This window comes from Allosphingosinicella sp. (genome assembly GCF_036570505.1).
Classification (GTDB): Bacteria; Pseudomonadota; Alphaproteobacteria; order Sphingomonadales; family Sphingomonadaceae; genus Allosphingosinicella.
Map to the genome: position 1 here is coordinate 54749 of NZ_DATCYB010000049.1, position 22596 is coordinate 77344.

The following is a 22596-nucleotide window of genomic DNA, read 5'->3' on the forward strand; positions in this document are numbered from 1 at the left end:
CGTTCCCGGGCCCGGCGCCTTACAAGTTACTTCAGCTCGCTGGCCGAAACCGGCGTCAGCGAGGTGATGGCCGCCTTGGCGCTCGCTTGCACGTCCGCAGGCGAGGCGACGAGGCCGCGCTCGGCGAGATAGCCCTTGTCGCCCCAGGCCGACGCATATTCCGCGAGGAACTCGCGAAGGCCCGGAACGGCGGCGACATGCTCGCCCTTCGCATAGATGTAGAGCGGCCGCGCACCCGGATAGTCGAAGCCGGAGATCGTCTCGTAAGTCGGGGTGACGCCGTTCAGGGTCAGGCCGCGCACCTTGTCGGTATTCTCGTCGAGGAAGCTGTAGCCCATCACGCCGACCGAACCCGGATTGGCGGCGACCTTCTGGACGAGGAGATTGTCGTTCTCGCCCGCCTCGACATAGGCGCCGTCCTCGCGGATCTTGGTGCAGACCTGCTTGTAGCGGTCCTCGTCGCTGTCTTTGAGCGCCTTCATATCGGCGTTGGTGGTGCAGCCCTTCTCCAGGATCATCTCGGCTAGCGCGTCGCGAGTGCCCGACGTCGGCGGCGGGCCGTAGACCTTGATCGCCACGGCGGGGAGCTCAGGGTTCACATCCTGCCACGTCTTGGCCGTGTTCGGCTCGCCATAGGGCGTGGCTGCCAGCGCCGAGTAGACGTCCTCGAGCGTCAGTGGGATCGGCTGGGCGCCGTTCGCCTGGATGAAGACGAGGCCGTCGATGCCGACGGGGACCTCGATCACCTGATTGACGCCGTTCGCGTTGCACTCGGCCAACTCCGACGCCTTGATACGGCGCGAGGCGTTGGTGACATCAGGATGCTGCACGCCGACGCCGGCGCAGAACAGCTCCACACCCGCGCCCGTGCCCGTCGATTCGACGATCGGCGCGTCGAAGCGCGGATTGGCCTGGGCGAAGCGCTCGGCGACCGCGGTCGTAAAAGGATAGACGGTGGACGAGCCGACGATGCGAATCTGGGACCGCGCGTCGCCCGCACCGCCCCCGGCGCCGTCCTGGCCCTGGCAGCCGGCAAGCGCCAGCGCCGCCGCCGCAATCATGAAAATCGCTTTCTTCAATTTTGCCTCCATGGAGAGCCGTTAGTCGGCCTCGGGCACGTCCTTAGGGCTGCTACGCGTGACTTCTGTGACGGTTGCATGACTCTTTGATGACAGTGCCGGCAGATAGACGGTGAAGCGGCTGCCCTCACCCTGCCTGCTCTCGATCTCCAGGCGTCCGCGATGACGGCCGACGATATGCTTGACGATGGCGAGCCCGAGCCCCGTCCCTCCCATCGACCGGCTGCGGCCGGGGTCGACACGATAGAATCGCTCGGTGAGGCGCGGCAGATGCTCGGGCGCGATGCCTTCGCCCCGGTCGATCACGCTCATGCGGATCATGTCCGGACCCGCGCCTTCGAACCGCACTGTCACATCCTCGCTGTCGCGACCATATTTGAGGGCGTTGACGACGAGGTTCTGGATCAGTTGCAGGAGCTGCGTGCGGTCGCCGGCGACGATGGGTTCGCCATTGTCCTGTTCGACAATGATTCGGCTCTTCTTGCGCTCGATCAATTGCTCGCAGCCCATTTTCACCTGCTCGACGAGGGGGAGAAGGGGCACCGGCTCGCGCGGGACGCTGAACCGCTCCGCTTCGATCCGGGAGAGGGAGATGAGATCGTCGACGAGCTGCTGCATGCGTCGTGCCTCATCCTCCATGATCTTGAGGAATCGCTTGCGCGTCGCCGGATCGCTCGCGGGGTCATCGTCCTGTAGAGTTTCGGAAAATCCGATCAGCGTCGCCAGCGGGGTTCTTAGCTCGTGGCTGGCGTTGGCGACGAAATCGACGCGCATCTGCTCGGATGCATGCGCCTCGCTGCGATCCTTGAGGCGCACCAGGCGGCTGCCGTCGGGCAGGGGAGAGAGGGTCATCTCCCAGCGCCGGTCGCGGTCGCCCAGGCCGACTAGCTCGGTCCGGGAGGCGTCTTCCCCACCCTCTCCGATCAGCCGCTCCGCTGCCGCCGGGTGACGGATGGCGAGCCGGACGTCGACACCCTCGATATGATCTCCCAGCACCGTCTTGGCCGCCTTGTTGGCGAAAAGGACCCGTCGGTCGCGCACGATCATCACCGGATCCTCGACCGCGTTAGCCAAATCACCCGTTCGCGGGAGAATGGATTCCGCCGCGATCTCCGCCGGCTGTTCTTCCGCAGACGCGGATCTGCCGGGTGCGACCAGGAGCCCCAACGCGATGACGCCCGCGAGCATGGCAAGGAGACCCGCCAGAAAGGGCGCGCCCGACGATGTCGCTAGGAGAAGCCCCAGCCCCGCCGCAATCGCAGCGGCCGCGCCCCGCAAGAGCCCTTTCACAGCCATGGGGCTGTCCCTTAACGGGATCGTTCCGGCGACGCTACTGGTCGCACGCGTGCCGCTTTACGCTTATGAAAGAAGCAAGCTGTATTTGAGATGGCGTCATGAGCGAAGCTGAAGGCAAGAAGCCGGCGGAGAGCGCCGCCCAGCCGAACCGCCGCGTCGTATTGGCGCTCGGCGCGGCGGCCGCGTCGACGGTCGTCACCATACGTCCCGCGCTGGCCCAGACCGCCGGATCCGTCCTCACCTGCGAGATTCCGGTGCCGGCGCCCGAAGCGGCCGGCAATTATATCGCCGCCGACGGCAGCCTGGTCGCGCCGGGGACGGCGGGCTCCTTCCCGCCCGCACCGCGCAACCTTACCGGCGAAGAAGTGAAGGTGATGCTTCGCGGCGGACCGTCGCCCGCCGGGATCGATAGCGAAAGCGCTCAGGCCTATGCCAATTACATACGCCGTCTGCAGGCGGGGATGAGCGGCTTCACCTGCTACGCCTCGCTGCAGATGCCGCGCTGAACCACGAGAGGGGCGGCCATGCCTGGCCCCCGCTTTGTCGCCGATCCGCCCGAGTGGACGCGCCGCGTCGAGATGGGCGGCCTGACGGCGCTATTCCACATCCCGTCGGGGATGACGCATCTGCTCGCCGCGCCCGCGCCCCAGATACTGGACGTCATCGCGAACAACCCGGGTGATGCGGCTGAAATCCTGTCGCGCATGACCGTGGACTTCGACGTGGATGGCGGCGAGGACGCGATTCTGGCCCGCCTCGCCGAGCTGGAAGCGTCGGGGCTCGTCAGCCGCGTATGAGACATGAAGTCCAGCTTCAGGTCGGCCCTGTGGGTTTTCGCGTCGGCTCGGACTGGTCCGCCCCGATCGAGGCTTTGCGTGCGCTTTATGAGGGGTATCCGGCGCCGAGCGGCGCCTCCGACTTTACAGTCCGTCTCGAGGCGGAAAGACCGTGGCGGCGGTGGGTGCGGCCTTCGGTGGCGATCCGGGGCGACTATACGCTGCCGGATGCCGCGCCGCTTTCGCTGGAGCATGGGTTGCTCGCCGCCGAGATGGGGATGAACCTGCAAATGGCGCTGGGGCAGAAGCGCTATCTGCTGCTGCACGCCTCCACCGTCGAGAAGGACGGGCGGGCGCTGCTGATGACGGGCCATTCGGGTTCGGGCAAGTCGACGCTGGCGGCGATCCTCGGCGAGCGCGGCTGGCGGCTGATGGGCGACGAATTCGCACTGCTCGATCCCGAGGACGGCCGCCTATACGCCTTTCCCCGCGCGGTGAGCCTCAAGAACGGCGCCATCTCCGTTGTCGCCGGTATCGCAGATGAAACGCGGCTGGGGCCACTTCTCACCGGAACGCCGAAAGGCTCGATCCGCCACCTCCGCCCCCGAGCGGAGGCGCTCGAGCGGATGGCGGAGCCGGCCAAGCCCACCCTTATTCTGTTTCCTCGCTTCGGTCGCGATCTGACGCCCGCCGTCCGCCCGGTCGGCGCCGCCGAGGTGTTCGTGCGGCTGACCCAGGCCTCGACCAACTATGTCGCGCTGGGCGAGGCGGGGTTCAACGCCCTGGCGGGACTGGTCCAGAAAACGCCGGCCCGGGCGATCGATTATCCGGATACCGAGGCGGCGCTGGCGCTGGTGGCGGAACTTTGGGCGGAGCTGACATGAACGCCGCGCGCCGCCTGATCCGCGCACTCCGCGACCCCGCCAGCGTCGCCGGTCTCGATTCCGGTCAATGGACCGCGCTGATCGCCGCCGCGCGCGCGGAATCGCTGATCGGAAGTCTGGCGCATCGTCTTGAAGGCCAATCCATCCCGGAGAGGATCGGGCGAATTCTCGAAGATGCACGAGGCGATCACGCCTATGCCCGGACCCAGGCGCTGTGGGAGGCGGAAATGGCCCGCCGCGCGCTGGCGCCGCTGGGCGTGCCGGTCATTCTCCTCAAGGGCACCGCCTATGTCGCCGCGGGCCTGGCGGCGGGCGAGGGACGCTCGATCGGCGATCTCGACATCATCGTCCCGCGCGAAAGTCTCGATGCCGTTCAGGACGCCCTTCTCGCCGCCGGCTGGGAATGGGTGAAGGAGGACGCCTATGACGACCTCTATTACCGCCGCTGGATGCACGAGCTGCCGCCGCTCATCCACAAAGAGCGCGACCGGATGATCGACGTCCACCATACGATCCTGCCGCTCACCGCCCGCCCCCGGCCCGACGCCGCGGCCATGATCGCTGACAGCATCGCGCTCGAGAACGGCCTCCGCACCCTTTGTCCCGAGGACATGATCATCCACGCCGCCGCTCATCTGTTCGCCGACGGCGACCTCGCCGGCGGGCTCCGCAACCTGTGGGACATCGACCGGCTGCTGCGGGAGTTCGCGGGCGAGGACGGCTTTTGGGGCCGGTTGCAGGCACGCGCCGAACGGCATCAGCTCCGGCGGCCGGTCGCCCGCGCGTTGCGCCTGGCCCGGCGCCTCTATGGAACGCCCATCGACGAGCGATGGGCGGCACCGAGCCGGCTGCCGGACCGGCTGTTCGAAGCCCGCTTGCTCGCCCGCAACGGCTGGGGGCAGGGGACGCGCAAGGGCCTGCGCTTCGCCTTCTACGTTCGCTCGCACTGGCTCCGCATGCCGCCGTCAATGCTGGCGCGACATCTGTGGATCAAGGCGCGAAGGAACAGCGTGTCGCCCGCTTCCGCGCCGGCATTCCAACTTGGTGCTGACTAGCTCCGGCGGTCGCCTTCGCTCTCTGCCGCTTCCTTCGTGGGCGGCATGACATAAAGCGGCCAATAGCCGTCGAGCTGTGCCTGCTTCAGAGACGTGCTCAGTTCCGCTCGAAGGGCGGATCGTATGGCTTCCGCCTCCTGGTCCCGCCCCAGCAGATAGTAGATCCGCGCCGCCTCCAGCCTGGCCCGCTGCGCGATTGTGAGGTTGCCGAAGGGATCGAAATAGGAATCGATCCGCTTGCGGTCCTTCACGCCATCCCAGGTGAACCTCCGCTCGCCCGCCTCCCCGGCGATGGCCAGATGCGCGGACAGCGCCTGTTCGGGGCTCATTCGTCCCTGTATCTCGGCAAGCCTGGTCGCCAGCAGCCGCGTCTCGGCGCCGGGCTGTTGCCGCTGGAGCTGGTCGATCACGTCTTCCATCCAGGCGAGGTCCACCGCCTCGCCCCGCGATTGCATCCCCAGCAGATTGAAGGTGGCGATGGCGAACAGATCCTCGACGCGCTGATGTCGTGTTATCTCCGCCAGCCCCGGTTCGGACGCGATATCCGAGGGCTGAATGATCTTTATCCCCCGATGATCGGCGAGAATCCGTTCTAGATCGTCCTTGTGCATCATGCCGACGACGACCAGCAGCCGCTCGCCGGGATATTTCCGCGCCGCCAGCGCGATGCGCCGCGCCTGAAGGAAGGTCCGGTAAAGGAACAGGCGCCGTGCGAAATCTCCGCGCGGCTTGTCCGGATAGTTGAGGTAGAATTTCCTGTGCTTCGCCCGCTCGGCTTCCTCGTCAGCAAAGAACAAGCCGTCGGTGCGCGTCTGCGGATCGGAAAACGTCAGAAAGCCCTGAAAGCCCGAAGGCTTGCGCAGCAAAGGCGGCGCCTCGAGATCGGCGATCCCGAAGGCGAGCTCCGTGTCCTCCGGCGCCGGCAGCCAGTCGAACGGACATAACGGCGTCTTCGTCTCTCGAGCCCAGGGGACGATGACATCCTGAATCTCATAGGTGAATTCATAATGGTCGCGTCGAGCGAATTCTTCCGGCGCGCGCTCGATGCAAATGGCCGCGGGCGAGATGGAAGAGAAGAAGGCTCGCATCGCGGCGGGCTGCTGCCTGCGGTTGACGAGCTGGGCGGAGTGATCGACGCCGAGTATCACCACCTCGGTCGCGGCCGGTTCACTCTCGGCCGCCGCTACCGGCGCCGCCGCCAGCAACAGGAAAGCCGCCAGGATGCGAATAACAAACATTATTTCCCCTTTTTGTCTGCCAGGCTCGGCTCCGAACGCACTCCCTCCGCAGGATCGCGATACCCTATCAAGCCGTTGATTGACTACACTTGTAGTCAGTTTTTGAACATCGGATGAATGTCGGTTGCTCCGAGAGCTCGGGTGCCTGGCTTATAGAGGCGGTATAGTGCCGGCACGAGCCCGGCATAGCTGTCGATCACCGCGTCGGCGCCGAGCGCTTCCACTGGCCGGTCGGAAAAGCCGAAGCTGACGGCGACGAAGGGCACCTGCGCCGCGCGGGCCGTGTCGGCATCGACGATGGAGTCGCCGACGAAAGCCGCCCGTCCGCCGCCGGCGCGGGCGAGGGCCTCGTGCAGGGGAGCGGGGTCGGGCTTCTTCACCGGGAGCGTGTCGCCCCCGACGATCGCGTCGAAGCGGTTCGTCCAGCCTAGCGCCTCCAGCAGCCGACGCGTGAGTTTTTCCGGCTTGTTCGTGCAGATGGCGAGCGCCACGCCGCGCCCCCTTAGCGCCTCCAGCGCGCCCTCCAGATCCGGATAGGCCTGGGTGCCGTTGCAGATATTGGCGCGATAATGATCGAGGAAGACGGGAAAGCCCTGCTCGACCAATTCTTCCGATGGCTCCCCGGTCGCCGCCAGCCCCTTGCGGAGCAGCGCCTTGGCGCCGTGGCCGACCAGATGACGCACCGATTCCGTCGGCACGCCGTCCCGTCCGAGCGCGCGCAGCGTGTGGTTGAGCGAGGCGGCCAGGTCCGGAGCGGTGTCGGCGAGGGTTCCGTCGAGATCGAAGGCGACGACGTCGAAAGGGATTGGGATCATGTGTCAGGCGCTTAGGAGCGGGGCTATGGAAATGGCAAGGCATCCGTGCCAAGGGAGCGCGCGAGGGCCATGGGAAACGCATGACAAGTCAACGGGAATTCGCCGCCATCATCCTCGCCGCCGGCAAGGGCACGCGGATGAAATCGGACGTGCACAAGGTGCTGCACCCGATCGCCGGCCGCGCGATGCTGGATCACCTGCTCGGCGTGGTCGACAGCCTGGGGCCGGCGCGCAAGGTGGTGGTGGTCGGCGCGGGTCGTGAGCAGGTCGAACATCTGGTTGAGGCGCGGGGCGGCGAGATCGCGGTGCAGGAAAAGCAGCTCGGCACCGCCCACGCAGTGCTGCAGGCGAAAGACGCGCTGGCCGGCTTCACGGGCGACATCCTCATCCTCTACGGCGACACGCCGCTGATCGAGGCGGAGACGATGGCGCGGATGCTCGACCGGCTGAACGCGCCGGAAGCGCCCGCCGTGGTCGTGGTCGGTTTTCGGCCCGAAGACCCGCTCCAGTATGGCCGCATCATCGTGGCGGGCGACGGCACCATCGAGAAGATGGTGGAGTATAAGGACGCCTCGCCTGAAGAGCGGGCCGTAAATCTTTGCAATTCGGGCATGATGGCGGCGCGGGCAGGGGATTTGTTCGACCTCCTCGCGCGGGTGGGCAACGACAATGCGGCCGGCGAATATTACCTCCCCGACATCGTCATGCTGGCGGCGAAGGACGGGCGGCGCTCGGCCGTGATCGAGGCCGAGCCGTGGGAGATGGCGGGGGTCAACAGCCGCGCGGAGCTGGCGCTGGTCGAGGCCGAGTGGCAACGGCGGCGGCGCCTCGAGGCCATGGCTGACGGGGTGACGCTGGTCGCTCCGGATACGGTGTGGTTCGCGCACGATACGGTTATCGGGCGGGACTGCGTGGTGGAGCCCAATGTCGTCTTCGGACCAGGCGTCCGCATCGCCGACGGTGTCACGATCCGCGCGTTCAGCCATATCGAGGGCGCCGACATCGCGAAGGGGGCCGAAATAGGCCCCTATGCCCGCCTCCGCCCCGGCGCAGAGATCGGCGAGAAAGCCAAGGTCGGAAACTTCGTCGAGGTGAAGAAGGCGAAGCTGGGCATGGGCGCCAAGGCCAACCATCTGACCTATCTGGGCGATGCTGAGATCGGCGCCGGCGCCAACATCGGCGCGGGAACGATCACATGCAATTATGACGGCTTCTTCAAATATCCTACGAAGATTGGCCAGGGCGCGTTCATCGGTTCGAACACCGCGCTGGTGGCGCCGGTGACAATCGGCGCGAACGCTATTGTCGGCGCGGGATCGGTCGTGACGCGGGACGTGCCCGCTGATGCCCTCGCCGTCGCGCGCGGCGAACAAATCGAGCGCCCCGGCTGGGCGGCGCGCTTCCGGGCGATGATGACGGCAAAGAAGAAGGCTTCCTGAAGGGGCAAATCCAGATATGTGCGGAATTATCGGAATTCTCGGCCGCGAGGAGGTCTCGGACCGGCTACTCGAGGGCCTGAGGCGGCTCGAATATCGGGGCTATGATTCGGCCGGCCTTTGCACCGTCATCGACGGGCGACTGGAAAGGCGCCGCGCCGAGGGGAAGCTCGACAATCTCGCGCGCGAGCTCTCTCAGGAGCCGCTCCCAGGCATTGTCGGGATCGCCCATACGCGCTGGGCGACCCACGGCGCCCCCACCCGCGACAATGCCCATCCCCATGCCACGGACGAGGTCGCTGTCGTCCATAACGGCATCATCGAGAATTTCCGGCCTCTCCGCGAGGAACTGGTCGCCGAGGGCCGCACCTTCGCCAGCCAGACCGACACCGAGGTCGTCGCCCATCTCGTCAGCCGCGAGATCGAGCGCGGCGCGCATCCCAAGGACGCCGTCGCGGCGGCCCTGAAGCGCATTCACGGCGCCTTCGCCCTCGCCATCCTTGTGCGCAGCCATCCCGACATGCTGATCGGCGCCCGCCTCGGTTCGCCGCTGGTCGTCGGCTATGGCGACGGCGAGACCTATCTGGGTTCCGACGCATTGGCGCTGGCGCCGCTCACGCAGAAGATCAGTTATCTGGAGGAGGGCGACTGGGTCGTCATCACCCGCGAAGGGACGCAAATCTACGACAAGGACGACCAGCCGGTCGAGCGGCCGATCACCACCTCGGGCGCGAGCGCCGCGGCGATCGAGAAGGGCAACCACCGCCACTTCATGCAGAAGGAGATTTTCGAGCAGCCGATCGTCGTCGCGCAGACGCTCAAATCCTATCTCCGCCCGCTGGAGCAGAAGGTCGCGCTGCCGCAGATGGACTTTTCCTTCGCCGACGTGCCGCGCATCACCATCGTCGCCTGCGGCACCAGCTTCTACGCCGGCATGGTCGCCAAATACTGGCTGGAGCAGTTCGCCCGCGTCCCCGTCGAGCTCGATATCGCGTCCGAGTTCCGCTACCGCGCGCCGGTGCTGGAGAAGGGCGGCATGGCGCTCTTCATCTCGCAATCGGGCGAGACGGCCGACACCCTGGCTGCGCTGCGCCACGCCCGCGCCGAAGGTCAGAAGATCGCGGTGGTCGTCAACGTCCCCACCAGCTCGATGGCGCGCGAGGCGGACCTCTTGCTTCCCACCCACGCCGGGCCGGAGATCGGAGTCGCCTCGACCAAGGCCTTCACCTGCCAGCTCGCCGTCCTCGCCGCTCTCGCCGCCAAGGTCGCGCGCGACAAGGGCGTGATGAGCGAGGCGGAGGAGCGGGAGATCGTCGAGCACCTCACCGAAGCGCCCGCCTGCATGAACGCCGCCCTTGGCCATGACGAGGAGATCGAGCGCATGGCGCCGGTCGTCGCAGCGGCCCGCGACGTCCTCTATCTGGGGCGCGGCACCGACTATCCAATGGCGATGGAAGGCGCGCTGAAGCTGAAGGAAATCAGCTATATCCACGCCGAAGGTTATGCGGCGGGCGAGATGAAACACGGCCCCATCGCCCTCATCGACGAGCACGTCCCCGTCATCGTCATCGCCCCTTCCGGTCCCCTGTTCGAAAAGACAGTCAGCAACATGCAGGAAGTCCAGGCCCGCGGCGGCAAGGTCGTCCTCATCTCCGACGCGGAAGGCCTGGCCCAGGCGAGCGAAGGCACCATCGCCACCATCGAGATGCCCAAGGTCCACCCGCTGATCGCGCCGCTGGTGTATGCGGTGCCGGTCCAGTTGCTCGCCTATCATGTTGCGGTGGCAAAGGGCACGGACGTGGACCAGCCGAGGAATCTGGCGAAGAGCGTGACGGTCGAGTAAGCCTCGGCAGGCCAGCCCTCCCGTTGTTTTCTAACAAAAAAGTCGCCTAGTCATTAAGAATGTTTCCTAGCGAAATATAAAGTTGCCTAGTCACATTGAGAGTCGCCTAGTCGGCGGCTGATCAACTCGCTCCGCTGGTCACGCTAGTGGAGAAGAGAGTGCTGGCCCTTTTTCCGGACATCCGCGATGACGAGCCCGTCTACAGCGTCGTCGCGCGGCATGCGGACGCGATGCTGCTCAGCAATGTTAATCAGGTCTCGAGAGCCGTCTTTGGTGCCACAAGAGTAACCCCGGGTGTCGACATACCCGCTCGCCTCGATGCGCTTCATGCGAGGCTCCCAACGGGATACGGCGTCTCGCTGGACGCGCTAATCGATAAACATACTGCCTATCCATATTACAGCAGCTTTTTGTCACCCGAACGCGCGCAGAAGGCACGGGAAGCGCTACGCCTCGGAGATGCTCGGACCGCGATGAGTTCCCTTGGCATGCAGCGAGAGCTGCCGACGACATCGCTTTTATTTTGCCAGGAATGTGTTCGTTCAGATGCGAATGGGACAGACGACGAAACTCCCTATTGGCGGCGGGTGCATCAACTTCCCGGGGTATTCTTCTGTCCCGACCACGAGATGCCTCTCTCGGAGAGCGGTGTTGCACGACGGGATTCAGTGAAGCTTGCAAATTTCGTCAGCCTCGGGACCGTGCTTGAAAAGCATGGTCCGTTCGATCTGGTCGAATTTAATCAGGCGAAGCGTGACGTTCTCATCAGATTTGCGAAGGATAGTGCTTGGCTCCTGCGGGAAAGGCCATACAGTTCGGCCATCGATGTGCAGCATCAGCTCAAATCCTGGTTGAGGGGAGCTGGCTGGAATAGCGGCCGCACCAGCATCCGAATAAGCGATCTGTTAGCGCGGGCGCGCACGGTCTGGGGGCCGGACGTTCTTTCGGAGCTAAAGCTTGGCGGGCCATCTTTAAGGAGCGGCGGCCATCCTTTCTCCGGCTCGTCGACAAGGATATCGGTCGCCGTGCTGAGGCAGAGCACGAGCCCGAAAACGCGACCACTTCCATACCTGGTGCTGTTGAGTAGCGCAGGCATTCCGATCGCGGATATATGGACAAAGGAGCCACCTCAGCCAGAACTCACAAAAGTCCATTTGAGCGCGCCTTGTGGAAATCCCGCCTGTAACGATTATGATCCGCCTGTTCCCCGCCCAGTAAAGGTCGCGACCTCGGTAGAGTGGGTTGTCATCTCGTGTCCTGCCTGCGGCTTCACGTATGGCCAGAGGTCGAGCCAGACTACGCAGACCAAACGTATTTTCCGGTATGGCCCAGTCTGGGAAGCTCGTTTGCGCGAGCTAATTGCGGAAGGGACGGCGACCAGTTCTATCTTCAAAACTGAACTGGGCGTCACAGTACCAACGATACAGCGTCGGGCGCTTGAGCTTGGTATTTGGCACCCCCGCTGGTCCGAGCAGGGGAGGTCTCGTGTCGAGCGCATCGTGCAGAGGGGCTGGAAGAAAAAGGCTGAGGAACGGATCGAGTATCATCGATCCCAGTGGCTCGCGCTGCGGCGCGAGAAGCATTCACTATCTATCTCGGAACTCAGGCGTCTCGCTGGAAGCAGCTATAGCTACCTTCGTGAACTGGACAAAGAATGGCTCGTCGCAAACTCGCCAGAGCAGATCTGGCGAGAACCCAAGCGCAATTTTATCGACTGGCGATTGCGCGATGGCGTGACGAGGAAAGAAATCGCCGCTGCCATCCGCTCGATTCTAGGTTCACCGGGGCGTCCCCGGCGCCTCACAATGCGATCAATAGGCTCGGAGGTCGGGAGCTCCGGCTCGCTGAGAACGTCATTGCAATACATGCCGCGCAGCCGAGCGCTGATAGAACGCATGGTCGATACCGACTATTCGTTTATGTTACGTCGGCTTCAGTTTGCCGCAGCTCTATTTGTCGAAGATCGGACCGTTCCCACGCCGACACAACTAGCGAAGCGCTCGGGATTTGATTTTAGAGTGGTCCGTGGCAACGAAGATACGGTTGCATCCGCCGTCAATGTTATCCGTCACCACGTTCGCACCGGCGAACCACTGCCGGCGCGCTGCAATCTCCAGTTGAAGCCGGAAGTGGTATCGAAGGCGGACGAAGGGGCGAACGCATGACGCTCGCACCTATTGACCCAGATACGCTTCGATGGATCAAAGGCCGGCGGAAGCAAGGCCGTGGCTCCGGGACCGGGGCCGATTACAAGCCGTGGCTTACCGTTCGCGATGTGTCGAGTCACGGCGATGTGCATCGGCCGCTCGACCGCCACGGACGCACCATGCACCTCCTCAGCACGCGCGAATTCTGGGGCCACCTGATTTTAGAGCGTTCCGACGCAGTGGTAGACGTGCAAGAGCAGTTCCCTCTCTTTGAGCTTGATGAGACGCGCGAGATCGCTGCCGAGCTCGGATATCGTCATCCCAAACAACGTCGAAAAATCAAAGGAAGGTCCATTTGGCGTGAAGAGCCGATGACCACTGATTTTCTGGTGACACTAAAGGATGTGGATCAGCTCCCTGCCAAAATCGCCATCTCCATCAAAACGATAGATGAGATCGAGAAGTCATCGATAAAGCACCGCCAACGCCTTCTCGAGAAGGTAGAGATCGAACGCACCTATTGGGCACGACGGGGCATCCCCTTCATGATGATCACGGATCGGGAGCTACCGGAGAATCTCGTTCACAATCTCGATCTTATTCTCCCTTGCCGATCGCTTGAGCATTATGAGCGCTTTGCCGATGTCGAAGGCGTCCTGTCCTTCCTCCTCGACAGGATAAGGGCAGCTCCCACGGAGCCGCTCGGCACGGTTTGCAGTTCAACGGATTATGAGTTGGACCTAGAGCCCGGAAGCTGCCTGGTTTTGGTCTGGCATGCACTGGCCACTCGCATGTGGAACACCGATCTGCTGGGTCAACGCCTAGATCCGGCACTCCCGATTGGCGAGATTTCTCGTGGCCATGCGGTGCAGCAGGGGAGGCTCGCGGCATGACCAAGCGGAAGGAGATCACTCTCAATTGTATCCTCGAGTCCACGACGCGCGATGGTGTTACAAAACGATTCCGGCGGGTGCTCCACTTGGACGATCGGACACAGCGGATTTGTGTCATTGATCTGCGCGAGAAGCTGCCGGGTGAACGTGGTCACCCCATGCCAGAATGGGAGGCCGTTGCCGACATTGTGGAAGGCGTGGAGTCGGGGTCGATTAGGATCGCCGAAGATGACCCTTGGTATGCTGACACTCGCCCGGACACTGAATTAAGCAAAGCCAGTCTTAAGACACGCGCAAGCCGATGGGCTATAATTGCGCCGCTCGTTGATCGTGATGTGGATCCGGCCCAGCTCATTCTCCATGCAAGCCATCGCGGGGCGATGGTCAATGATGCGCATGCGGCCACGAAAGTAGCTTTGGACACGATCTACGATTGGCTTCGACTGTGGTGGCGAGGCGGGCAGACCGAGAACGCGCTACTGCCAAATTTCAATCGGTGCGGCAAAAACCTCACGGGTGAGCCGCGTACACCCGGCACAAAGAAGCGGGGCCGCCGCTCGATAGGGACGAAGCTCGCGGGCGAACATCCCGGCATGAATATCGACACTGAGACTCGTCGCAAGCTCGTCGCGGGAGGAAAGCGGTTTTATAACCGGAAATTCGGGAAGCGGGCACTTGGTTGGAAGGAGGCCTATGATCGTACGATCGCTGCTTTCTTCGCGAAGCGCATCGAGGTGCGGGAAGATGGCACGCGCGTTCCGATAGTCTGGGAAGGACCAGATGATGATGGTCGGTTTCCGACACTGAACCAGTTTCAATACTGGGTGAACTGGTCTCGTAACGAACTTGAAGCCTCGATCGCGAGACATGGGGCGCGGCGGCATGCGCTCGAGAATCGCGCTGTTTTGGGGACGTCCCAGCATCTGTCAAAAGGGCCCGGAGACCTGTTCCTGATCGATGCCACCATTGTCGATCTTTATGTGCTTAGCTCAATCGACCGGCGGCGGGTGGTCGGTCGGCCTGTGCTGTATTTCGTGATCGACCACTTCAGTCTGATGATCGTCGGCTTTTATGTTGGCTGGGAGGGGCCAAGCTGGATGGGCGCCCTGATGGCACTCGAAAACGCGTTCACCGAGAAGGTTTCATTCTGTGCCCGCTACGGCAAAGAGATCGAGCCCCATGAGTGGCCTTGTCACCACATTCCCCGGAAGCTCACCGGTGACAGAGGGGAACTCATCAGCAAGGCTTCGGATTGGACCGTGCCCGGGCTAAACCTCATTCTCAAGAACACACCCCCCTTCCGAGCTGACTTCAAATCCTTCGTCGAGGGTTATTTCAAGATTCTCAATGAAAAAGCCGTCGAACGGATGCCTGGGTGGGTTGATCAACATAGAGATCGGGGAGATCCGGACTACAGGCTCGATGCAGTATTGACGCTACCGGCCTTCATAAAGCTGATCATCGAGTTGATCCTCCACAACAATATGTTTCGGAAGGTAAATCAGGTTCCAGTCGGCTTTCCTCGAACGCTCGACTATCACCCTAGCCCGCTTGAGCTCTGGGAGTGGGGCATCGCGAATAAGATCGGCGCCGGACGTGTGCTTTCGCGAGAGAAGGTGCGGGTTGGACTTCTACCTCGGTATGAGGCGCGGTCTTCATATGAGGGCTTGGGAATTCTCGGTGGCTTGCTTCATTACGAGAGCGCCGACGCCATGGCGCAGGGATGGTTCCAGCGAGGGACTGGGCGCAGATCGAAGACTTGCAACTTGTTTCTCGACGAGCGGGATGTCTCCATCGCTTATCGGCGACTCCCGAACGGCAATGTCGAGGAATGCCCTCTGACGCCTGCGAGCGGCGTGCACTTCAAAGGCAAATCGCTAGCCGAGGTCTTGGATGACCACGATCGTGAGAAGATGGGCCTTGCGCGAACGAAGAATCGGGACGTGCAGAAGCGCTTGGAACTTGGGGCGACATTCGATCAGATCGTCCAAGTCGAGCAGGAATTGAACGAGCGAGCTGCCGGAGGCGCCAAGGTCAAGCCGAACATAAGCGATATAAAAGAGATGAAGGCTCTCGAAAAAGACCACAATCGGCGTGAGCAAAAGTTCACGCCGACCTCCGAGGCGAACGAATCGCCGATGCCGCCAGCCAACGACGACAACGACGGCAACGACGACAACGCGTACGTGCCATTCTGAATGTCATCTGTCATCCGGATAAAGCAGTTTCGAGGAGAGTCTCATGGACGATGAGTATGGCTTTGATCCGTTCAATGAGGGCGAAGCCCGAGAGGCTATCTACTATCCCCAGACAGTTCGGAACTATCAGGGTAACCCATTTATCGAGGCTTTGGGTCCGCTCTTGGAGCGTGACGAAGCTATGGCCGAGATGGCATATTACCCGGATCATTATGATGAAGATCGGCTAGCTTCCAAAATCGAGCGGGAGCATATGGTGGCAGGGTTGGAGCACATTCGCCATCCGCTTCGCCTCCACGCTGAGCTTTACTCGCGCCTGTCCCGCTTAATGAGGAGCGGGTATGTCGCGAGGAATCCACTGGACCGCTTTTTCCAGAAGCAGATCGCCGAAGCAGACTCCCAGCTGACAATCACCGGAAAGCGGTCCGACCTGCGCGTCACGAACCCTTATGGTCTGAAGAAGAAAGCTCGTAGGACAGCATCAGGTCTCACATTCCTAGGGATTACCGGGATCGGCAAAACCGTGGCACTTGATATGTGCCTAGGGCTCTATCCGCCGCTCCTCATTCACACGAGCTATAACGATAAGCGTTTTCTGCGAACGCAGATCCCGTACATCAAGTTGACGGCGCCCCGCGATGGCAGCCTTCACGCGCTGACCAAAAACTTCTTTCAACGAGTTGATGATCTGCATTCGGGGATCGGAAGACCAACAACCTATGTTGACGACTACACGGGTAGCAAGGTGACGATCGCAGATCAGATCAGGGCTATGGCGCGCATAGCCGCCCAGCATGGTCTTGGTGTGTTGGTGCTCGACGAAATACAGGATCTCGAGCAGACGGGTTCGAAAGCGGTGCTCTCTTTCCTAGTCGAACTGGTGAATACGGTCGGCGTGCCGGTCGTGTTTGTGGGGGGCATTGATGCCTTACGCGTGCTCGGGAAGCAATTCCGGCAAGCCCGGCGAGGCGCCAGCCAAGGTGACCTGATCATATCGCGTGCGGAACGGGGCCAAGAATGGCGACAATTCTGCGAGCTCATATGGCAATTCCAGTACACGCGGAGCCGGACGGAGATCACCCCCGAGCTATTGGAGGCCCTCTACGACGTCTCCCAGGGCATAACGCATTACGTAGTCGCGGCTTACATGCTGGCCCAGATCCGCGCCATCAATAACGATCTGCCGCGAATAACCCCAGGTCTAATCCGGAGCGCCCCCGACAGTTTGACCTTAGCGGGCCCTGTGCTGAATGCGATACGGCGGGAAGACTGGGAAACGCTGCGGAGGAAAGGCGACGTTGTTGTCCCAGAGGGCTATCAGAGCGTTCCTTTCATGCGCGGAGATCCGATCAGCGCACCGCCGCCGGCCGCAGCCGAGCAGTCTGATCCCAGGCCGGTCGCCTCACCGACCGAACCAGAGAAGCCTTTGCAGCCAGTCGATGCGATAGAAGGCGAGGGGTCTTCACTCGACGCGGCCGAAAGCAAACAAGAGTCAGCTGGACCAAGCGCATCAGGCGGTCAAGGAGAGCGGAAAGTCGCTACGTCCGCGCACCAGACAAATGGCACAGCTTCGGATGCAGCGCTGATCCGGCTTCCGATGCTGGTGGAGAAGCTTGGAGAGGGAGAAAGCCTCCACGATAAACTCTGCGAAACTGGTATCATCGGAGGCGTTGTTTGGAACCGAATACTCACCGGCTGCGCCTAACATAAGCTACGTCGCCAGCCGCGCTCGCCGTGGTAGGCGGCGGTTGCCGGCCTTCAGCCATGTCGGTGGATGCCAAAGATATTCGAAATTGCCGTTTACGGCGCTGAAGGAAACGCACGGCTTCATCGATCTCAAAGGAGAGAGCCGAGACGAGGTGAGGTCGTAGCCCTGCGGACCGGACAAAGACATGCTTCGGCGGTGCCTCGGAGGCGGCTGCCAAGGAACACCTCAGCCACTCAATCTTTCGTCGGGCATAGTCCACATCGGTTTCCGTCACGCGCGCCATGTATGCGGTTGTTGCCGGGAGGAGATGTGCCTTTTGCTGAAGTAAGCTTAACTCGCCCATGCGACGCGCGATCGTCGCTGGCCGAATTTTAATGGGGCGGCCAGACTCAGCCAACAGGGCGTTCACTGCGTCGCCAGCAGCCTGTCTCATTCCTCGGTCCCGTTCCATCCAATCAATTCGGCTAGACTGCTGGGGCATTTTTGTCGTTGACGGGAGCGGATAGTGATTAGCCAACCACGTTCTGTCGTAACGATAGAGATAGGAATAGGTGGCCGGCTTGATTCCTCGAAGCTGAGTGACCGAAAAGGCTGGGTTTTGGCGGAGGAGGCGCAGCCAAATTGTGCGCTGTCGCGCCCGTGTGGCTCTGACGGCATTGATGCGACGAACAGCAGGAGCCGATCGATCCCACGACGTCCATTCTGGGCGCCACGCTCCGATTTTTCGCGCCCGGCGTTGAACGGTTCGGGGATCCGCGCCCAGGCGTCTCCCGATCTCGCGTAGGCTCACGGAGCGGTCGTCTACGAGAGCCCGCAAGCGGTCATGCCATTCATCGTCGAAACGGCTGGGGTCTGAATTGGTTACCGGCCCCGCATCTGCCGCCTTCACATGTAGAACAGGGACGGTCGTCGAACTTGGTGGGTGCGAGGCTTCCGAACAGGAGCGGTAGGTCAGAAGTTGCTCGATTGAACTCTCTAGCAAACGGCTGACGAGCATGTGTTGGAGTGGATGCCGCGCTCCGCGACCAACCCTAACAAGCTTGGCGAGCCAGTCGTCCGCACCGGTAGTCGATAGCTGACAGCCGACGGCGCATAGAAAGGGCTCTCCGTATTTTTCGACGATGGCTTTGCGCAAGCGCTGCTGTCTCACCGAACCACCGCCGCATAGGAGACCAGCTTCTCGGAAAAGGGCTATGTGGCGGCAGCGCAAGTTTTCGAGATCCGCGTTCTCTTCCGTACATGTGTCCGCGCCTCTCCGCAGCAGCCATGCCGTATCTTCGGCAATATCAATGAGCCACGCTGGGGTGGCCACCGGAAGCAAGTCTGCCGCTGAAGGTGGCTCATGTTCGTTCGCTACACTCTCCAGACTTATGAAGACGAGCCGGTCCCGGGAAGACGATCTGCAAACGCTGCTATCGGTAAGTTGGCAACCATGAGAATGGCACACGAGGACTCCTGGTAGCTGGTGCTCTCGATGCCAGTAAGCATCTCCAAAGGCGAGGCGGTCGTCTGCGACGCAGGCTTGGCAGTAGCGAAGTCTACTTGGCATCGGCACCGTGCTGGCACGTATCCCCAACCGGCTATGAAGGGTGCCTCCATGTGAAGTGAGCATGGCCTGGAGCGCTGCGTGGGCCCGTTCCGGAGGAATGAATGGGACGAAATAGGGCAACGTTGTGTGGTATTTGATGAGTTGGTGCGCCGCCTCAAGTGCTTCTGGTGGCGAAAGGCCGAATAGGTTTTCGGCTAAGTTTTGGACGCGTCCGGGCAGATCGATAATTGCGATGCCTGTGGAGGTACCAAACGCTGCCAGCAGCAGGGAGCGGGTACGAGGGTAGGCCATGGCGTCGCTGACACGTGCGAGAGCGGAATAGATCAACTCACCAGGTCGGGGCTCAAATGGGGCGCCGATCATCATCGCCGTCCCGCTGAACACACTTCATAAATGCTTGCTTCGCAAGATCCCGGGGAGGCAGGGCAGCTCCATCTGCTCGAGTGATCTTACCGGACCGGTCCATCGCCGACTCTCCACTTCAACGTACCACGAATACATAAGAAGAGCGGAGAGTCGAGTCTTAATCATTCCGATATAAGGTGGCCACGAGAGAGTGTATGTTAGTATGAACAATCCATATGGATAGGATAGTGCAGTTCAGAGTTTCCAAATGTGGGACTTTGTGGGTGTTTTGTATTGCCCCCGTTCTATGATGTGGAAGTTTCTGGAACTATAATCTGAAGGTGTAATTGCGCAGGATAAGAGTGCTTTCTGAGAATGGCAGGCTTTTAGGTGAGGTGGGCGCTCTTTCTACTTGACTCATGTTCACGTTCCGTTCTAAAAGGCCTCGTGAGCGATAGGGAGTCGGTTTATGGGCAGCGAAGGTGTGTTCGATCGTGCGGATGTCCGGGAGATACGGAAGGAATATGGTCTCCATGAGCTTGATCCTCTTCCGCTCAGGCTCTTACCGGAATCGCTGTTCACCTCGACGTACGAAATCGGGGCTGGTGAGTGGCCAGATTTTATAGCGACAGACATTGCCGATTGGCCGTGTCGCCAGCGCGAGACGGATGGCGCGGCAAGTAGCGGGCATGATGTCGCTCTGGTGATAGCGTTTACCGGATCACTGCCCGCATTGCCCAAGTCGGTTCGACCGATGCTGCTGCGTCACCAGACGTCAGGGCCTTGGCAGGGTGAGTTCCGGTGCGCAGCCATACAAGTGTCGCCTTCGGCGCGTGGACGGGAGATCGGAACGAAGCTCGCTATCAGGTGGCACGGCAGCGGAGCGGCGATTGGCTGGATCACGCTGGATGGCCTTAGCGAGTATCGATCGCGCCTTCAGAGTGAGGGACTCGATTGTAACGAGTCCTATCGCCATTTTGCGGAAGGTGCGTATCCGATCGACTTAGACGATGTCGCTTTGGGTTTGCTCGTTGAAGAAGGCGCTGATGTGCTCAGGGAGCTTTGCCCTGACCACCTGGCCGGCGCCTGTCTGGTCTTCCTTGCGCCGAACTCAGAATTGGACGGGTGACAGAATCGATATTGTCGCGGAACAGGGGGCAGCGTCTTGAAATTCCGTTGGGAGCAGGGATGACTATGGTCCGTCGGCGCACGTTGACGTCTGCGGCACGGAGGGAGCTGACGCGTCCCGCGCTTCGCACCTTCTTTAGGATAGCGGAGATTTGGTCCCTTTCTGCCGATGAGCAGGCCATGCTCCTCGGCCTTTCTGACATTGGAACCCTGCAAAGATGGCGAAGAGGCGGCGTTTCGAGGCTAAGCCGAGATACCCTGGAGAGGATTTCCTACGTCTTCGGCATTTTCAAATCCATCAATATGCTCCTGCCGAGGCCCGAGCGAGCCGATGCATGGATGCGGGCGCCGAATTCAGCCCCGCTCTTTCGCGGACGTAGTGCCCTTGAGCGGATGACCGCCGGAAATGTCGGTGATCTCTATGCGGTTCGACAGTATCTGGATGCGGAGCAGGCATGCTGTTGAAGCGGGGCGCTACGCCTTTTCGCCCAGTTCTGCCCGCCGAAGGAGCGTTTCGATCTCGCAAGCCTTGCTGTACCTTAGTGGAGGTGGAGGTGTAGGTGAGGCGGGCCGAGCCGCCACGAGCTTTCCTGCTGCAATTATTCCTCAGGCTGTTCGGATTGACCTTATGGCCTCACCGAACGGGACGGGCAGGTCGGACAGCTAAGCTGTGGACGCTGCGTTTCTGGGTGGACGCGCAGTTTGAAAGCTGGCGTTGGGCAAAGCCTTGCCCACCCTGCGACCCGTAGCGGCCGCATGCGCGGCAAGACCGCGCGCAAGGATGTTGAGAGCGGCATTGTGGCCCCTGTGGAGATCGGCGCCGCAGGTGCAGCTGTGCCAGTTCGGGGCGTCGATCTTCTGGACCACGATCCCACAGAAGTGACAGTCCTGTAAGGACTGCTGGGGATCTACCATGATCATCACGCCACCAGCTTTCTCAGCTTTGTAGCGGATTTTTTCTATGATGCGACCGGGGTTCGTATCGGCCAGCGAGACGGTGAGCGAATTCGTTACAATCAGGCTCTTTTCCCGTGTTGACCCTCTCTTGGCGATGACTCGTGCCGCTTCCTTCTGAGTCGTGTCTCTAACGGCAATAAAGGCGTGGCTCTTGGCGACGGCGGCGGAAACCTGGTGGAGGTGATTGGCGCGGGCGTTTCTGATTGCGCGGTAGGCCTGTCCGAGACGGTCGCGCACTTTACGACGCCGACGTGAGTCCTTTTGGCATCGTACCAGTGCGCGTGCTGCGCGATGCAGGGCCGCTGCCTTACGGCGGTTGGGACGAAAAGGTTCGAGGTGGGTGCCGTCCGAAAAGGTGAGGCGGTTCCCGGTGCCGATGTCGATACCGCATGCCGAGTCCGGCTTCGGGTGCTGCGTGGCGGCATCGACTGAGATCATGATGGTGACGAACCAGCGGCGCGCCTCACGCGTGAGGGTGACACCGATAGGCTTCGCTTCCGCTGGAAGAGGGCGGTGCATCCGAATCCGGACCGCCCCGACTATCCCGTCGAGACACAGCCGGCCCGACTGGAGGTTCCACCCTTTCAAGCCGTAGACGCCAAAGCTGCGCCACCTTCCTTCTGACCTGAAGCGCGGAAGGCCGGGTGCATCCCCGGACCTCAGTCGGCGTGCATAGACTCTCATCGCGCCATCAAGACGGCGTAAGGTCCAGTGGTTCACGCCCCAAGGCAGGGCCGCCTGCTCAGGATGCGCTCGGCGGTACTGCCCCAAGGACGCGCAGTCGTCCTCAACTGTGAGGTGGCGCCCGGCCTGCAACGAGGCGCGGCGATTCTCGAGCGCCGCGTTGTACAGATGCCGTTGGAGGGCGAGAATCTCGCCTAACCGAGCATGTTGGGCGCGGGTGAGCTCAAGCGGGTAGCGGTACTGCAGGTACATTGCAGGGCAAGCTGTGGTCGGCGGAGGGTTAAGACGGGATTAGCGGCCACACCGTGGTGGCCCGCAAGAGTCGTGAGACCTAGGCGTGCAGACCGCTGTCGACCGCCTCGATATAATCCAGCACCTCGTCCGCCCGCCCAGAGCGCACAAGTTTCATGGCGGTGGCGCCGGCGAATCCAGGCAAGGGCTCGGATTCATACCAGTCGCGGGCCAACTCCTTCGTCCCGAACCTGGGCTCGACCTTGTTGATGATCTCCATCTCTCGTAGCGTCTCATCTGTCATGGGCTGCCCATTAAGGTCGAGTTCTTCGCA

Annotated in this window: 19 protein-coding genes; 12 read left to right on the forward strand and 7 right to left on the reverse strand. The window is 61.9% G+C overall.

Annotated features, from left to right (window positions below):
* Positions 1–26 precede the first annotated feature (26 nt).
* Together VIR62_RS04850 and VIR62_RS04855 are read right to left on the reverse strand one after the other, a co-directional pair.
* On the reverse strand, positions 27–1091 hold the full coding sequence (locus tag VIR62_RS04850) for a substrate-binding domain-containing protein (RefSeq protein ID WP_431869158.1): 1065 nt from the start codon (positions 1089–1091) through the stop codon (positions 27–29).
* A 9-nt stretch (positions 1092–1100) separates the two neighbouring features.
* A complete protein-coding gene (locus tag VIR62_RS04855) occupies positions 1101–2375 on the reverse strand; it encodes an ATP-binding protein (protein ID WP_431869159.1) in 1275 nt (424 codons plus the stop codon).
* A gap of 98 nt (positions 2376–2473) precedes the next feature.
* On the opposite strand from VIR62_RS04855, the gene VIR62_RS04860 reads away from it, so the two are divergent.
* Genes VIR62_RS04860 through VIR62_RS04875 form a run of 4 tightly spaced genes read left to right on the forward strand, consistent with a single transcriptional unit; the run spans position 2474 to position 5090 of the window.
* A complete protein-coding gene (locus VIR62_RS04860; RefSeq protein ID WP_431869161.1) occupies positions 2474–2881 on the forward strand; it encodes a hypothetical protein in 408 nt (135 codons plus the stop codon).
* 18 nt (positions 2882–2899) lie between these two features.
* The gene (locus tag VIR62_RS04865; protein WP_431869162.1) at positions 2900–3172 is read left to right on the forward strand and encodes an HPr-rel-A system PqqD family peptide chaperone; all 273 of its coding nucleotides are present in this window, start codon (positions 2900–2902) and stop codon (positions 3170–3172) included.
* Positions 3169–4035: an HprK-related kinase A gene (locus VIR62_RS04870; protein WP_431869163.1), complete on the forward strand. Its 867-nt coding sequence runs from the start codon at positions 3169–3171 to the stop codon at positions 4033–4035. Before VIR62_RS04865 ends, VIR62_RS04870 begins: the two co-directional genes overlap by 4 nt.
* A complete protein-coding gene (locus VIR62_RS04875) occupies positions 4032–5090 on the forward strand; it encodes a nucleotidyltransferase domain-containing protein (protein ID WP_431869164.1) in 1059 nt (352 codons plus the stop codon). The genes VIR62_RS04870 and VIR62_RS04875 overlap by 4 nt, the downstream gene beginning before the upstream one ends.
* Here the strand turns inward: VIR62_RS04875 and VIR62_RS04880 are convergent.
* A complete protein-coding gene (locus VIR62_RS04880) occupies positions 5087–6328 on the reverse strand; it encodes a hypothetical protein (RefSeq protein ID WP_431869166.1) in 1242 nt (413 codons plus the stop codon). The two genes, VIR62_RS04875 and VIR62_RS04880, sit on opposite strands and share 4 nt — an antisense overlap.
* Before the next feature lie 95 nt (positions 6329–6423).
* Entirely contained in the window at positions 6424–7143 is a 720-nt protein-coding gene (gene gph / locus VIR62_RS04885; RefSeq protein ID WP_431869168.1) for a phosphoglycolate phosphatase, read from the reverse strand.
* An 80-nt stretch (positions 7144–7223) separates the two neighbouring features.
* On the opposite strand from gph, the gene glmU reads away from it, so the two are divergent.
* The 6 genes from glmU (at position 7224) to VIR62_RS04915 (ending at position 17365) form a co-directional block, all read left to right on the forward strand.
* Positions 7224–8582: a bifunctional UDP-N-acetylglucosamine diphosphorylase/glucosamine-1-phosphate N-acetyltransferase GlmU gene (gene glmU / locus VIR62_RS04890; RefSeq protein WP_431869170.1), complete on the forward strand. Its 1359-nt coding sequence runs from the start codon at positions 7224–7226 to the stop codon at positions 8580–8582.
* 16 nt (positions 8583–8598) lie between these two features.
* Positions 8599–10422 carry a glutamine--fructose-6-phosphate transaminase (isomerizing) gene (gene glmS / locus VIR62_RS04895; protein ID WP_431869171.1) on the forward strand — a complete coding sequence of 608 codons (1824 nt, stop codon included), beginning with the start codon at positions 8599–8601 and terminating at the stop codon, positions 10420–10422.
* A 158-nt stretch (positions 10423–10580) separates the two neighbouring features.
* A complete protein-coding gene (locus VIR62_RS04900; protein WP_431869173.1) occupies positions 10581–12587 on the forward strand; it encodes a TnsD family Tn7-like transposition protein in 2007 nt (668 codons plus the stop codon).
* Complete coding sequence (locus VIR62_RS04905; RefSeq protein WP_431869175.1) at positions 12584–13462, forward strand: TnsA endonuclease N-terminal domain-containing protein; 879 nt, start codon at positions 12584–12586, stop codon at positions 13460–13462. Before VIR62_RS04900 ends, VIR62_RS04905 begins: the two co-directional genes overlap by 4 nt.
* Entirely contained in the window at positions 13459–15660 is a 2202-nt protein-coding gene (locus tag VIR62_RS04910; RefSeq protein WP_431869177.1) for a hypothetical protein, read from the forward strand. The genes VIR62_RS04905 and VIR62_RS04910 overlap by 4 nt, the downstream gene beginning before the upstream one ends.
* Before the next feature lie 43 nt (positions 15661–15703).
* Positions 15704–17365 carry an AAA family ATPase gene (locus VIR62_RS04915; RefSeq protein ID WP_431869178.1) on the forward strand — a complete coding sequence of 554 codons (1662 nt, stop codon included), beginning with the start codon at positions 15704–15706 and terminating at the stop codon, positions 17363–17365.
* On the opposite strand, the gene VIR62_RS04920 is transcribed toward VIR62_RS04915, so the two are convergent.
* A complete protein-coding gene (locus VIR62_RS04920) occupies positions 17349–19283 on the reverse strand; it encodes a TnsD family Tn7-like transposition protein (RefSeq protein WP_431869179.1) in 1935 nt (644 codons plus the stop codon). The two genes, VIR62_RS04915 and VIR62_RS04920, sit on opposite strands and share 17 nt — an antisense overlap.
* A 448-nt stretch (positions 19284–19731) precedes the next feature.
* Here VIR62_RS04920 and VIR62_RS04925 point away from each other — a divergent pair, with 448 nt between their 5' ends.
* Together VIR62_RS04925 and VIR62_RS04930 are read left to right on the forward strand one after the other, a co-directional pair.
* On the forward strand, positions 19732–20391 hold the full coding sequence (locus VIR62_RS04925; protein WP_431869181.1) for a hypothetical protein: 660 nt from the start codon (positions 19732–19734) through the stop codon (positions 20389–20391).
* 65 nt (positions 20392–20456) lie between these two features.
* The gene (locus tag VIR62_RS04930; protein ID WP_431869200.1) at positions 20457–20855 is read left to right on the forward strand and encodes an MbcA/ParS/Xre antitoxin family protein; all 399 of its coding nucleotides are present in this window, start codon (positions 20457–20459) and stop codon (positions 20853–20855) included.
* Between the two features lie 198 nt (positions 20856–21053).
* Here the strand turns inward: VIR62_RS04930 and VIR62_RS04935 are convergent, their stop codons facing one another.
* Together VIR62_RS04935 and VIR62_RS04940 are read right to left on the reverse strand one after the other, a co-directional pair.
* On the reverse strand, positions 21054–22283 hold the full coding sequence (locus VIR62_RS04935; RefSeq protein ID WP_431869183.1) for an RNA-guided endonuclease InsQ/TnpB family protein: 1230 nt from the start codon (positions 22281–22283) through the stop codon (positions 21054–21056).
* A 79-nt stretch (positions 22284–22362) separates the two neighbouring features.
* On the reverse strand, positions 22363–22566 hold the full coding sequence (locus tag VIR62_RS04940) for an antitoxin Xre/MbcA/ParS toxin-binding domain-containing protein (protein WP_431869184.1): 204 nt from the start codon (positions 22564–22566) through the stop codon (positions 22363–22365).
* Positions 22567–22596: the final 30 nt, after the last annotated feature.